The sequence below is a fragment of the Massilia sp. IC2-476 genome, from assembly GCF_020707295.1.
GTDB lineage: Bacteria > Pseudomonadota > Gammaproteobacteria > Burkholderiales > Burkholderiaceae_D > Telluria.
On sequence record NZ_JAJFER010000003.1, the window covers coordinates 46,174 to 58,358 of the forward strand.

General features: G+C 63.5%; 13 protein-coding genes. 4 read left to right on the forward strand and 9 right to left on the reverse strand.

Annotation, left to right across the window (positions count from 1 at the left end; all coding sequences use genetic code 11):
• Positions 1-6: 6 nt before the first annotated feature.
• From LK539_RS09150 to LK539_RS09170, 5 genes are read right to left on the reverse strand one after another with little or no spacing between them, the layout of a single operon-like run.
• Positions 7-1,314 (reverse strand): sulfate adenylyltransferase subunit 1, encoded by a 1,308-nt coding sequence (locus LK539_RS09150; protein WP_227800615.1) that lies wholly within the window; start codon positions 1,312-1,314, stop codon positions 7-9.
• Positions 1,314-2,252 carry a sulfate adenylyltransferase subunit CysD gene (gene cysD, locus LK539_RS09155; protein WP_227800616.1) on the reverse strand — a complete coding sequence of 313 codons (939 nt, stop codon included), beginning with the start codon at positions 2,250-2,252 and terminating at the stop codon, positions 1,314-1,316. Before cysD ends, LK539_RS09150 begins: the two co-directional genes overlap by 1 nt.
• 26 nt (positions 2,253-2,278) lie before the next feature.
• Positions 2,279-2,995 carry a phosphoadenylyl-sulfate reductase gene (locus tag LK539_RS09160; protein WP_227800617.1) on the reverse strand — a complete coding sequence of 239 codons (717 nt, stop codon included), beginning with the start codon at positions 2,993-2,995 and terminating at the stop codon, positions 2,279-2,281.
• 9 nt (positions 2,996-3,004) lie between these two features.
• The gene (locus LK539_RS09165) at positions 3,005-3,568 is read right to left on the reverse strand and encodes a DUF934 domain-containing protein (protein WP_227800618.1); all 564 of its coding nucleotides are present in this window, start codon (positions 3,566-3,568) and stop codon (positions 3,005-3,007) included.
• Complete coding sequence (locus LK539_RS09170) at positions 3,561-5,249, reverse strand: nitrite/sulfite reductase (protein WP_227801127.1); 1,689 nt, start codon at positions 5,247-5,249, stop codon at positions 3,561-3,563. Before LK539_RS09170 ends, LK539_RS09165 begins: the two co-directional genes overlap by 8 nt.
• Before the next feature lie 180 nt (positions 5,250-5,429).
• On the opposite strand from LK539_RS09170, the gene LK539_RS09175 reads away from it, so the two are divergent.
• Entirely contained in the window at positions 5,430-6,368 is a 939-nt protein-coding gene (locus LK539_RS09175; protein WP_227800619.1) for a CysB family HTH-type transcriptional regulator, read from the forward strand.
• Between the two features lie 16 nt (positions 6,369-6,384).
• Positions 6,385-7,044: a class I SAM-dependent methyltransferase gene (locus LK539_RS09180; RefSeq protein WP_227800620.1), complete on the forward strand. Its 660-nt coding sequence runs from the start codon at positions 6,385-6,387 to the stop codon at positions 7,042-7,044.
• A gap of 71 nt (positions 7,045-7,115) precedes the next feature.
• Here the strand turns inward: LK539_RS09180 and LK539_RS09185 are convergent, their stop codons facing one another.
• Complete coding sequence (locus LK539_RS09185; protein ID WP_227800621.1) at positions 7,116-7,685, reverse strand: hypothetical protein; 570 nt, start codon at positions 7,683-7,685, stop codon at positions 7,116-7,118.
• A 186-nt stretch (positions 7,686-7,871) separates the two neighbouring features.
• Here LK539_RS09185 and LK539_RS09190 point away from each other — a divergent pair, with 186 nt between their 5' ends.
• Complete coding sequence (locus LK539_RS09190) at positions 7,872-8,228, forward strand: hypothetical protein (protein ID WP_227800622.1); 357 nt, start codon at positions 7,872-7,874, stop codon at positions 8,226-8,228.
• Positions 8,229-8,247: 19 nt separating this feature from the next.
• Complete coding sequence (locus LK539_RS09195) at positions 8,248-8,658, forward strand: hypothetical protein (RefSeq protein WP_227800623.1); 411 nt, start codon at positions 8,248-8,250, stop codon at positions 8,656-8,658.
• On the opposite strand, the gene nhaA is transcribed toward LK539_RS09195, so the two are convergent.
• The 3 genes from nhaA to LK539_RS09210 form a co-directional block, all read right to left on the reverse strand.
• Positions 8,655-9,869, reverse strand: coding sequence for a Na+/H+ antiporter NhaA (gene nhaA, locus LK539_RS09200; RefSeq protein ID WP_227801128.1), 1,215 nt, complete (start codon positions 9,867-9,869; stop codon positions 8,655-8,657). The genes LK539_RS09195 and nhaA overlap by 4 nt on opposite strands.
• 190 nt (positions 9,870-10,059) lie before the next feature.
• Positions 10,060-11,535 (reverse strand): sodium:alanine symporter family protein, encoded by a 1,476-nt coding sequence (locus tag LK539_RS09205; RefSeq protein ID WP_227800624.1) that lies wholly within the window; start codon positions 11,533-11,535, stop codon positions 10,060-10,062.
• A gap of 174 nt (positions 11,536-11,709) precedes the next feature.
• Entirely contained in the window at positions 11,710-12,126 is a 417-nt protein-coding gene (locus tag LK539_RS09210) for a DUF2141 domain-containing protein (protein ID WP_227800625.1), read from the reverse strand.
• Positions 12,127-12,185 lie beyond the last annotated feature (59 nt).

The following is a 12,185-nucleotide window of genomic DNA, read 5'->3' on the forward strand; positions in this document are numbered from 1 at the left end:
CTTCGCTTATTGATCCAGTCGGATCATACCCGCTGAGACGGTCTGGTGGGTGACTTCGTCGATCAGGATGAAGGCGCCCGTCGCGCGGTTGTCGGCGTAGGCATCGGCCGCCAGCGGCTGCTGCACGCTCAGTTGCACGGTCGCGATATCGTTCAGCTTGAGGCCATCGCCCGCGTGGCGCTGCTGGGTGTTGACGTCCAGGATGCTGTCGACCTGCTTGATCTTCGCGGCGGTCTGGCGGGTGCCGTGCTTGATCCAGTACTTGCGGCGCGCATCGAGCGGCTCGTCCGACATCCAGCACACGTCCGCTACCACCTGCTTGAGCAGGGTGGCCGGCTGCTCGCTGCCGGCCAGCAGGTCGCCGCGCGAGATGTCGAGGTATTCGTTCAGCAGCAGGGTCACCGATTGGCCGGCCACGGCCGTCTGCAGCGAACCGTCGAAGGTGACGATGTCCTTGACCGTGGCGGTCTGGCCGGACGGCTGTACCACCAGCTGGTCGCCGACGGAGACCTTGCCCGATTCGATGCGGCCCATGTAGCCGCGGAAGTCATTCGCTTCGTGGCCGTTGTGGCGCGCCACCAGCTGCACCGGGAAGCGGAAGGGCGCGGCGTGCGATTCGTCGTAGACCGACAGGCCTTCCAGCAGCTCGATCAGGGTCGGGCCTTCGTACCAGGGCGTATTCTCGGAGCTTTCCACCACGTTGTCGCCGCTGAGTGCCGACAGCGGGATCGCGGTGACGTCCTTCAGGCCGAGCGAGTCGGCGAATTCGCGGTAGGCGGCGACGATGCGCTCATACACGGTGCGGTCGTAGTTCACCAGGTCCATCTTGTTAACGGCGACGATTACGTGCTCGATCTGCAGCAGCTTGGCGATGGTCGAGTGGCGCTTGGTCTGGGTCAGCAGCGTCACGCTGCCGTCGTCACCGAGCTTCACTTTCGAGACGTCGACCAGGATGATCACGGCGTCCGCGGTCGAGGCGCCGGTGACCATGTTACGGGTGTACTGCTCGTGGCCCGGGGTGTCGGCGATAATGAACTTGCGCTTCGGCGTCGCGAAGTAGCGGTAGGCGACGTCGATGGTGATGCCCTGTTCGCGTTCGGCTTCCAGGCCGTCGGTCAGCAGCGACAGGTCGATGGTGTCGCCCACGGTGCGCTTGTGCTTCGAGCGCGAGACGGCGGCCAGCTGGTCGGCGAAGATGCCCTTGCTGTCGTACAGCAGGCGGCCGATCAGGGTGCTCTTGCCGTCGTCGACGGAACCGGCAGTGATGAAGCGCAGCAGGCCGCGTTGGTTCAGGTTATCGGTCATGGCATTCATCAGAAATATCCTTGCTTCTTGCGTTTTTCCATCGAGGCTTCGGAGGTCTGGTCGTCCATCCGGGTCGCGCCGCGCTCGGTCACTTCGGTGACGGCGGTTTCGGCGATGATGTTGTCCACGGTGCCGGCAGTCGAGGCCACCGGGCAGGTGCAGGAGATGTCGCCCACGGTGCGGAAGCGCACGGTGCGGGTTTCGACCTGTTCGCCGTCTCTAGCCGGGGTCAGGGGCGTCAGCGGCACCAGCAGACCGTTACGCGGGATCACCTGGCGCTCGTGCGCAAAGTAGATCGAGGGCAGAGCCAGCTTTTCGCGGGCGATGTACTGCCACACGTCGAGTTCCGTCCAGTTCGAGATCGGGAACACGCGCATGTTTTCGCCCGGGTGGACGCGGGTGTTATACAGGTCCCACAGTTCGGGACGCTGGGCTTTCGGGTTCCACTGACCGAATTCGTCGCGGAAGGAGAAGATGCGCTCCTTGGCGCGTGCCTTTTCTTCATCGCGGCGGGCGCCGCCGATGCAGGCGTCGAAACCGTGCTCGGCGATGGTTTCCAGCAGGGTCACGGCCTGGGCCGCGTTGCGCGAATCGGTCTGCGGGTTGCGCAGGCGCACGGTGCCGCGCTTGATCGAATCCTCGACCGAGCCGACGATCAGGCGTTCGCCCAGTTCCGCCACCCGCGCATCGCGGAAGGCGATCACTTCGTCGAAGTTGTGGCCGGTGTCGATGTGCACCAGCGGGAAGGGGAACTTACCCGGGCGGAAGGCCTTCTCGGCCAGGCGCAGCAGCACGACCGAATCCTTCCCGCCCGAGAACAGCAGGGCGGGGTTGCTGCATTCGGCAGCCACTTCGCGCAGGATGTGGATCGCCTCGGATTCCAGGGCGTCGAGGTGGCGCGCATTCACGTCGGTGAGCACGGCCGGGTTGTCGAGTACTGTCGTCATGTTGTGTTTGCCTTTGTGTGGTTGCGTCACGCAGCCACGGATTTGATGCGAATGAGTTTGCCGTCGACCACGTGCAGGCCGCATTCCTTCGATTCGGGGTTTTCCCACCACCAGCGGCCGGCGCGCACGTCCTCGCCCGGCTGGATCGCGCGGGTGCAGGGTTCGCAGCCGATCGACGGGTAGCCGCGGTCGTGCAGGGCGTTGTAGGGGACGTTCTGGGTGCGCAGGTATTCCCACACGTCTTCCTCCGACCAGTCGGCCAGCGGATTGAACTTCTGCATGCCGTGTGCGGCATCGTCTTCCTGCACGGCCAGTTCGGCACGCGTGGTCGACTGGGCGCGGCGCTGGCCGGTGATCCAGGCCTGCTTGCCGCTCAGTGCACGGCTCAGAGGCTCGACCTTGCGCACGCGGCAGCATTCCTTGCGCATCTCGACGCTGTCGTAGAAGGCGTTCAGGCCGTTCTGGGCCACGTAGGCCTCGACCGCTTCCGGTTGTGGCTTGAACAGCGCGATCTCGTAGCCGTAGGTGTCGCGCACGCGGTTCAGCATGTCGAGGGTCTCGGCATGCAGGCGGCCGGTCTCGAGCGAGAAGATCCCGATCGGCAGTTTGGCTTTCAAAATCAGGTCGGTCAGGACCATGTCCTCGGCCGCCAGGCTCGATGCGAACACGGCGGGCGAGTAATCTCGCGCGATGCGCGCCAGGATGGCTTGCGTTTCCTCGACACGGCGGTGCAGATCGCTCATGGTGATTCCTTAGATGCCTGCACCGATATCGGTGAGTTCAGGCGGGGTGCCGCGCGGCGCACGGCGGAACAGCGGCAGCGGTTGGTCGACCGATGCTTGATAGGTTTCCGAGAACACGGTCAAGCCCTTCAGCGCATCATGGATGCTGCGGTCCTGGCGGGTGGCGAAGGCATCGAAGCCGACGCGCGACATGGGCCACAACTGGTCACGCAGCACGTCGCCGATGGCGCGCAGCTCGCCCGTATAGGCCAGGCGCTTACGCAGGTTGAAGGCGGTCGAGTAGCCACGGCCGTCCGAGAACTTCGGGAAGTCGACGGCGACCACGCCAAAGCGGTGCAGATCTTCCTTGATGGCGGCTGCCTGCTCGTCCGGCGCCAGCCAGACGCCGATCTCGGCGCGCCCTAGCAGCGCGGCGCGCTGCGCCTGCCACACGGTCAAGGGCACGATGATCTTGCCTTCCGGGACCTCGACGGCTTCCGGGGTGTCGCCTTCAGCGAGGCGCAGCACGCTCCAGTCGTCCTCGACCACTTCGCGGTGTTTGATGATCTGCTTGTGCAGGACAAAATTAGGCATAGTGGTCTTCCCCAACCAGTTCGCCCGCCGCGATCGGCGTGGCATAGACATGTTCCTTGAACGGCGTGATGCCGAGGCGCTGCACGGTGTCGACGAAGCGCTCGCCTTCGAAGCGCTCGCGCACATACACCTCCAGCAGCCGGCCGACCACTTCCGGCATCTGCACCGCCGAGAAGGATGGGCCGATGATCTTGCCGATCGCCGAGTTGTTGCCCTGCGAGCCGCCGATCGACACCTGGTACCACTCGCTGCCGTCCTTGTCGACGCCAAGGATGCCGATCGCACCCACGTGGTGGTGGCCGCAGGCGTTGATGCAGCCCGAGATGTTCAGTTCGATGTCGCCGATGTCGTGCTGGAAGTCGAGGTTGTCGAAACGCTCGGCAATCGCGGCCGCGATCGGGATCGACTTGGCGTTCGCCAGCGAGCAGAAGTCGCCGCCCGGGCAGGCGATGATGTCGGTCAGCAGGCCGATGTTCGGCGTTGCCAGGCCCTTGGCCTTGACCAGCTGCCACAGCTCGAACAGCTTCGACTGTTCGACGTCGGCCAGCACCAGGTTCTGCTCGTGGGTCACGCGCAGTTCGCCGAAGCTGTACTTGTCGGCGAGATCCGCCACGAAGTCCATCTGCTCGGCGGTCGCGTCGCCCGGCGGCACGCCGGTCTTCTTCAGCGACAGCACCACGGCGGCGTAGCCCGGCACCTTGTGCGGCTTGACGTTGCGGTTGACCCAGTTGGCGAAGGCGCGGTTGTCCGCGTGCTGGGCGGTGACATCGATGTCTTCCAGCTGGGCGTAGCCATGCGGCTGGAACCATTGGGCGACGCGGTCGAATTCGTCCTGGGTCAGGGTTTCCGGACCGTCCTTCAGGTCTTTCCACTCTTCTTCGACCTGGCGGGTGAATTCTTCCACGCCCAGGGCTTTCAGCAGGATCTTGATGCGGGCCTTGTACTTGTTGTCGCGGCGGCCGTGCTGGTTATACACGCGCATCACGGCTTCGGTATAGGTCAGCAGGTGCTGCCACGGCAGGAAGTCGCGGATCACCGAGCCCAGGATCGGGGTACGGCCCATGCCGCCGCCGGCCATGAACTTGAAGCCGACTTCGCCCGCGTCGTTGCGCACCAGGGTCAGGCCGATGTCGTGGATGGCAATCGCGGCGCGGTCCTCGACGGCGCCGTTGATCGCGACCTTGAACTTGCGGGGCAGGGCGATGAACTCGGGGTGGAAGGTGCTCCACTGGCGCAGGATTTCGGCGAACGGGCGCGGATCGATGATCTCGTCGGCGGCCACGCCGGCGAATTCGTCGGTGGTGATGTTGCGGATGCAGTTGCCCGAAGTCTGGATGGCGTGCATCTCGACCGAGGCCAGGTCTTCCAGGATCTGCGGCGTCTGCTCCAGCTCGATCCAGTTGTACTGGATGTTCTGGCGGGTGGTGAAATGGCCGTAGCCACGGTCGTACTTACGGGCAATGTGGGCGAACATGCGCATCTGCTTCGACGCCAGCAGGCCGTAGGGCACGGCAACGCGCAGCATGTAGGCGTGGCGCTGCATGTAAAGGCCGTTCTGCAAGCGCAGCGGCAGGAATTCTTCCTCTAGCAGCTCACCGTTCAGGCGGCGCTCCACCTGGCTGCGGTACTGCGCGATGCGTTCGCGCACGATGAGATGGTCGTAGTGGTCGTAGCGGTACATGGTCTCGTCCGGTGTGGGTAGACCCATTGCTACACTGTCCACCCGTTAAATGGTTGGGCAAGTGTACGGACCAGTCTATATATTCCAAACTACGGAGATTTCATTTGCTTATATGCGTAACTTGAATAAGCATCTTAAAATGTCGTCTGCTGACACAATCACAAGAACCCATATCACTTCATGAACCTTCACCAGCTGCGCTTCGTGCGCGAAGCCGTCCGCCAGAACTACAACCTGACCGATGCGGCCAAGGCGCTGTTCACCTCCCAGCCCGGGGTTTCGAAAGCCATCATCGAACTCGAGGAAGAGCTGGGGGTGGACATCTTCACCCGCCACGGCAAGCGCATCCGCGGCCTCACCGAGCCGGGCCGGCTGGTGCTGCAGTCGGTCGAGCTGATCATGCAGGAGATCGACAGCCTCAAGCGCATCGGCAAGGAATACGCGGCCCACGACAGCGGCAGCTTCACCATCGCCACCACCCACACCCAGGCGCGCTATATGTTGCCCAAGGTGGTGCAGGCTTTCATGCAGAAATTCCCCAAGGTGCGCTTGTCTCTATTGCAAGGCAATCCGCGCCAGATCGCCGACATGGTCAAGAACGACCAGGCCGACCTGGCGATCGCTACCGAATCCATCGCCGCCGTCGAAGGCCTGATCACGCTGCCGTGCTACCAGTGGGAGCACGTGGTGGTGGTGCCGCACGAGCACCCGCTGACCCGCTCGAAGGCGGTGTCGCTGGAAGAAATCGCCAGCTACCCGGTGATCACCTATGATGCCGCCTTTGCCGGCCGCAGCAAGATCGACCATGCCTTCGGCCTGCGCAACCTGAAGCCGGACGTGCTGCTGGAAGCGATCGACGCCGACGTCATCAAGACCTATGTCGAGCTGGGCATGGGCGTGGGCATCATCGCCGGCATGGCCTTCGACCCGGAACGCGACCGCAATCTGCGCGCCATTCCCGTCGGCCAGCTGTTCGGCATGAACGTTTCGCGCGTGGCCATCAAGCAGGGCGCCTACCTGCGCAGCTATATCTATACTTTCATCGAACTGCTGGCGCCGACCCTGAACCGCAAGATGGTCGAGTCCGCCATGCGCGGCGGCGAGAACTACGAACTCTAAGAATCAAGGAAAGACCATGAGCAATAACCCTGTCGCAGATTTCTACACCGCCATTGCGGACCACTACGACGCCCAGTTCCACGACGAAACCGACGAGGACCGCCAGGATGACCTCGAGGACATGGCCGAACAGGTGGCCGACCTGATGCGCGGGCACACCGTGCTGGAGCTCGGCTGCGGTACCGGCTTCTGGACCGACGCCATTGCCGAGACGGCCGAATCGGTCCTGGCCACCGACATCAGCGAGGCCATGCTGGAGGTGGCGCGCGAGCACGGGCAAGGCCTCGAGAACGTGCGCTACCGCGTGGTCGATGCCTTGAACCTGCCCGGCGACCTCGGGAAGTTCACGGCAGTCTTTGCCGGATTCCTGTGGTCGCATTTCAAGAAGGAGGAGCAGGACGCCTTCCTGGCCGGCCTGCGCGCCCGCATCGGCAAGGATGCGCTGCTGGTGATCATCGACGACGTGTATGTCGAAGGTGCGAGCCCGACCATCGCACGCACCGATGCCCAGGGCAATACCTGGGCCCAGTTCGTCGATGCCGACGGCGTGCGCCACGAATTGCCCAAGAATTATCCGACCGACAGCGCGCTGCGCAAGCGCCTGGGCACGGCGGTCCGGGAGATCAAGATCGGGCGCGGCGAGTTCTGCTGGGCGCTGACCTGCCGCCTGAAGTAACTTTAGTCAGCCTCAAGACCGTCGCACCGGCGAAGGCCGGTGCCCAAGTTTGTGGAGGCGCCACACCCGTTCTAGAATCCGCGGCCCATTCCCATTCCGATACTGCCACCGCCGGACGGCCCGCCACCACCTGGCCCGCGGCCACCCCGTCCGCCACGTTCTGCCCCTTCCGGTTTCCCGGCGCGTTCCGGCCGGCCTTCGCCGGGCCCCGGCGGCTGACGCTCCAGCATGCTCCTGAAACGCGCCAGCACCAGCGCACGCTGGCGGTCGTTGAGCGCGTCGTTCATCGTGAACCAGATCTCGCGCAATTCCTTGTCCTCGTCATGCACCGACGCTGCATCGTCGGCGAGCGCGGCGGCGAGCGTCCTCACTTCCGCGGAAGGCTCGGCCGCCAGCTTGCGCGAGGCGGCGTCCAGTTCGTCGCGGCGTTCCTTGCGCAGGCGGAGGATGGCGCGCGTCTTGCGCATGCTCTGTTCCCACAGCAGGTTCTGGTTGTCGCTCAGGGCGAGTTCTTTCTTGATCTCCGGCGCCTGCATGAGCAGGTCGTCGGCGCGCCAATCGGTGACAGGGACGGCGTAGGCGAGGGACTGGGTGCAGAGGAAGGCAGCGGCGAGGGCGAAGGTGGCGAGTTTCATGGTCATCGGTCGAAAAGCAGGGAAGCCATTCTCTGTTGCCTGACCGTTAAGCGCGGTTGCCCATCTGTAAGGAAATGTTGCACGTAAGGTGTTACGCGTACCCGCCCGACATAAAGTCGCGCCTTCCGGCATCGCACCTGTCAATACTGCGATCGCCGTCGATATACTGGCCTGATGGAAAAGGATCGTGGCTTGAGTCTGCCAAGCGGAACGATGGAACCGCTTGCACAACTGAATGCTTGGAAAATAGCCGGGATAGAGCTTGGCTTCGTCTACCTTCGGCAGGGCGGCGGCCTCATTCAAACCGGCCGGGCGCAACTGACGGACCTGGACGATAGCACACTAAAGCTGGCTTCCGGCACATGCACCCTTTTGGTCATGCACCTTGGCGCATCATTGACGCAGGAACCGCAGTGGTTCTTTGAGCCGAATCTGAACGGCGCCTATCAAGTTGAAGGCATCGGAATTGCCCTGCCTAACCATGACTGGCTATTTCTCTCCGAGGCCGTTCTACCCGAGCGTCTCGCACTTTCAGCTGGTAAGCGTTGAGACTCGACCTGGACTCAAAATGAATTCGAAAAATCTTCTGCTGCTAGTTGCCGTCTGTCTAGGGTGCACTGCGGCTGCTGCGGAATCGGATAGCGTCGGCAATAAGAAGCTACCTGCGGGAGCGGTGCTCATGTGCAGGCAGCACGTACACGGCTCATCCGACAAGCCGATGCATATCGACTGGCAGGCGTTTGGTCTCAATGAGGATCGGGAAAGAATCAAACATTTTTATCAAGCTCAGTTTGGGCAGCCTCCTACTCGCGAAGATGCTCAAAGCTACACCTGGATCTTCGAAGGCAAACAGAATGAGTTGCACTACTCAGTGCGAACACCGTCGGCTAATGGTCCATGGGCTGCGTGCTCGATACAAGCAACTAACTTCGAAGTGATTGTTCTCATCTCCAATGCAAGTTGGCCAAAGGGCCGCTAACTGCTCCGCCGTATGTCCTCGTAGTCCATCGTGTCCGTATCCGGATCGGACGCAAGCGGCGCCCCCAGCAGCTTGAGCCATGCAAAACCGGCAATGCCCGCCACCATCGAAGCAACCAGGATCGCCATCTTCGATGCATTGATGGCCTCCGGCGCACCGGTAAACGCCAGGTTGGTGATGAAGATCGACATCGTGAAGCCGATGCCGCCCAGCAGGCCCGCGCCCAGGATGTGGCGCCATGCCAGGTCCAGCGGCAGGCGGCACAGACCAAGCGACACCGCGGCAAAGCTGAACAGGAAAATGCCGACCGGCTTGCCGGCGACGAGGCCCAGGATGATGCCCAGGCTGTTCGCGCTCAGCAGTTCCTCCGCCCATCCGGCGCCGATCACGATCCCTGTGTTCGCCAGCGCGAAAACCGGCAGGATCAGGAAAGTCACCGGCTTGTGCAGGATGTGCTCGAGCCGGTGCGAAGGCGATTCGGCGTCGTCTTCCTCCCTTGAATAAGGAATCGCGAAGGCGAGCAGCACGCCAGCGATGGTCGCGTGCACGCCGGATTTCAGCATCAGGAACCACATCAGCGCGCCGCCGACCAGGTAGGGCAGCAGCACCATCACGCGAAGGAGCCGGTTCATCGCCAGCAAGCCAGCGAACACGGCCAGCGCGCCGAGCAGGTAGAGGAAGGACAGGTCGCTCGTATAGAACAGGGCGATGACGACGATCGCTCCCAGGTCGTCCATCACGGCGAGCGCGGTCAGGAAAATTTTCAGCGAGGCCGGCACCCGGCTGCCGAGCAGGGCCAGCACGCCAAGGGCGAAGGCGATGTCGGTCGCCATGGGAATGCCGACGCCGGCCTGCGTCGGGGTGCCGCTGTTGAAGGCGAAGTGGATCAGCGCCGGCACCGCGATGCCGCCCGCGGCCGCCAGCATGGGAAGCATGGCATTGCGCAGGTCGGACAGCTCGCCGTTGTACAGCTCACGCTCGAGCTCCAGGCCGATCAGCAGGAAGAAGATCGCCATCAGGGCGTCGTTGACCCAGTGTTCAATGGAGAGCCCGGCAACATACTGATGCCAGAAGCCGAGGTAGCCCGGGCCGAGCGTCGAATTCGCGATGGACAGCGACACGAGCGTGCAGGCGATCAGGACGATGCCGCCGGCCTTGCTCGACGCGAACAAGGCTTTGAAGGTATGCGAGAGACGACGTTCGATGCGCATCATGCGGCCTCCAGGGCTGCGTGCTGCGACCGGGAAGGAAAAGAAGAAGCGGGTTGGATGCTGTGCATGATGGTCGCGAATAAGCCGCGTGGCGGCCCGACCATCGCGCATCCTGTCGTGCCCTTGGCGGCACGATCACCCGCGACCATGATAGCACGCCGGGACGCTCGCGCGCCCCGGCCCAGTTGCCTCAGCCGATGGTTTCGCCGGCGACCTTGTCCTGCGCAGGCGCCTGCTTGTTGCGCTGTTCCCAGAAATGCGCGCCCTTGATGCCCAGCGCTACCGGGTCGAACTGCGGATCCTTGCCCAGCTTCTTCTGCGCCTCGTAGTCGCGCAGGCACTTGAAGGCGGTGTCGCGCATCAGGAGGATGGCGATCAGGTTCAGCCAGGCCATCAGGCCCACACCCAGGTCGCCCAGTGCCCAGGCGACATCCGCCGTCTTCACGGCGCCATAGATGGTGGCGGCGATCATGCACAGCTTCAGCACGAAGGTCATCCACGGACGGTTGACCGTGCGGTTGAGGTAGGAGATGTTGGTCTCGGCGATGTAGTAGTAGGCGACGATGGTGGTGCCGGCGAAGAACAGCAGGGCGATCGCCACGAACAGGGCGCCAAAGCCCGGCATGATGTTTTCCAGCGCGGTCTGCACGTAGCCCGGACCCGAGGCCACGCCCTGTACGCCGGTGAACATCGGGGCGCCGTTCGGGCCTTCGACGTTGTACTGGCCGGTGATCAGGAGCATGAAGGCGGTTGCCGAGCAGACGAACAGGGTATCGATATAGACCGAGAAGCCCTGCACCAGGCCCTGCTTGGCCGGGTGGCTCACTTCAGCAGCCGACGAGGCGTGCGGGCCGGTGCCCTGGCCTGCTTCGTTCGAATACACGCCGCGCTTCACGCCCCACTGGATCGCCAGACCCAGGATGGCGCCGAAGCCCGCATCCAGTCCGAAGGCCGAGCTGAAGATCAGCTTCAGCACGCCCGGCAGCTGTTCGATGTTCATCGCGACGATGGCGCAGGCCACCAGGATGTAGCCCAGCGCCATGAAGGGCACCACGAATTCGGCGAAGTGGGCGATGCGCTTGACGCCGCCGAAGATGATGAAGGCCAGCACCACGGCCAGCGCGATGCCGGTCACCATGGTGTCGATGCCGGCCGCCGTCTTCAGGCTCTCGGCGATCGAGTTGGCCTGCACGCCCGGCAGCAGCAGGCCGGTCGCGACGATGGTGACGATGGCGAACAGCACCGCATACCATTTCACGCCCAGGCCCTTCTCGATGTAGAAGGCAGGGCCGCCGCGGAATTCCTTGTTGATCGATTCCTTGTAGACCTGGCCCAGGGTCGACTCGACGAAGGCCGAGCTGGCGCCGAGGAAGGCCATCATCCACATCCAGAACACGGCGCCGGGGCCGCCGAAGGTGATGGCGGTGGCGACGCCGGCGATGTTGCCGGTGCCGACGCGGCCGGCCAGGGTCATGGTCAGGGCCTGGAAGGAGGAGACGCCCTGGTCCGAGCTCTTCCCGTCCATCATCAGGCGGCACATCTCGCCGATGTGGCGCAGCTGCAGGAAGCGCGAGCGGATCGAGAAATACAGGCCGGCGCCCAGGCACAGGCCGATCAGGGCCAGGCTCCAGACGTACTCATTGATTGCGTTGACCAATTCATGCATTGCAGTGTTTCCCTCGGAAAACTTATCGATTGATTGTCGCCGGAAACGCTGCCCGGCAGTGTGTGGTTAGCAACGATACCCGAAGAATTTGCTGATTCCTACCGTTATTTTTTCTGCACTGCGGCATGCCCGCGCAGGGTGCACGGCGGGCGGCGTCGGCACGTTTTCGGTGCATCAGTGGAGGCGGATCGGCGCCGTCGTGGTGCCGTCGCGCACCTCGATCGCCGCGTCTTCGAAAGACGGCGGACCGAAGCGGCTGGCGGCATCGCGGCTGAAGCCGTAGTTTTCCTTGGGGATGCCGATGAAATTGCGGTCCAGTTCGCTGTTCTCGTTCTCGTCCTGGTAGGCCAGCACCGCCCAGGTGCCCGGCGGGATGTCCTTGAGGCTGACCACGGTCTCGCCGGCCTGGGCCGGCACGGAAGCGCTGTAGGCGCACTGCTTCAGGAAGCGCGCGCGGTCGCAGACGGCGACATTGATCTTGCCCTTGCCGCCGGCGACGTTCGAGACCCGTACCTCGACGGTCGCGGCAGACGCCGGCAGGAGCGCCAGCAGGAAGGCAGAGGAAAGCAGGACAGACAGCAGGTGACGCATGGGTTTCCTTTCATTGATCGAACTGGTTTGTACCGTCGCTGAACCGCGCGGCGCGTGGC

Coding starts and splice junctions, on each gene's coding strand:
- LK539_RS09150 (WP_227800615.1), bottom strand. CDS start 1,314: ATGAATGCCATGACCGATAACCTGAACCAACGCGGCCTGCTGCGCTTC.
- cysD (WP_227800616.1), bottom strand. CDS start 2,252: ATGACGACAGTACTCGACAACCCGGCCGTGCTCACCGACGTGAATGCG.
- LK539_RS09160 (WP_227800617.1), bottom strand. CDS start 2,995: ATGAGCGATCTGCACCGCCGTGTCGAGGAAACGCAAGCCATCCTGGCG.
- LK539_RS09165 (WP_227800618.1), bottom strand. CDS start 3,568: ATGCCTAATTTTGTCCTGCACAAGCAGATCATCAAACACCGCGAAGTG.
- LK539_RS09170 (WP_227801127.1), bottom strand. CDS start 5,249: ATGTACCGCTACGACCACTACGACCATCTCATCGTGCGCGAACGCATC.
- LK539_RS09175 (WP_227800619.1), top strand. CDS start 5,430: ATGAACCTTCACCAGCTGCGCTTCGTGCGCGAAGCCGTCCGCCAGAAC.
- LK539_RS09180 (WP_227800620.1), top strand. CDS start 6,385: ATGAGCAATAACCCTGTCGCAGATTTCTACACCGCCATTGCGGACCAC.
- LK539_RS09185 (WP_227800621.1), bottom strand. CDS start 7,685: ATGACCATGAAACTCGCCACCTTCGCCCTCGCCGCTGCCTTCCTCTGC.
- LK539_RS09195 (WP_227800623.1), top strand. CDS start 8,248: ATGAATTCGAAAAATCTTCTGCTGCTAGTTGCCGTCTGTCTAGGGTGC.
- nhaA (WP_227801128.1), bottom strand. CDS start 9,869: ATGCGCATCGAACGTCGTCTCTCGCATACCTTCAAAGCCTTGTTCGCG.
- LK539_RS09205 (WP_227800624.1), bottom strand. CDS start 11,535: ATGCATGAATTGGTCAACGCAATCAATGAGTACGTCTGGAGCCTGGCC.
- LK539_RS09210 (WP_227800625.1), bottom strand. CDS start 12,126: ATGCGTCACCTGCTGTCTGTCCTGCTTTCCTCTGCCTTCCTGCTGGCG.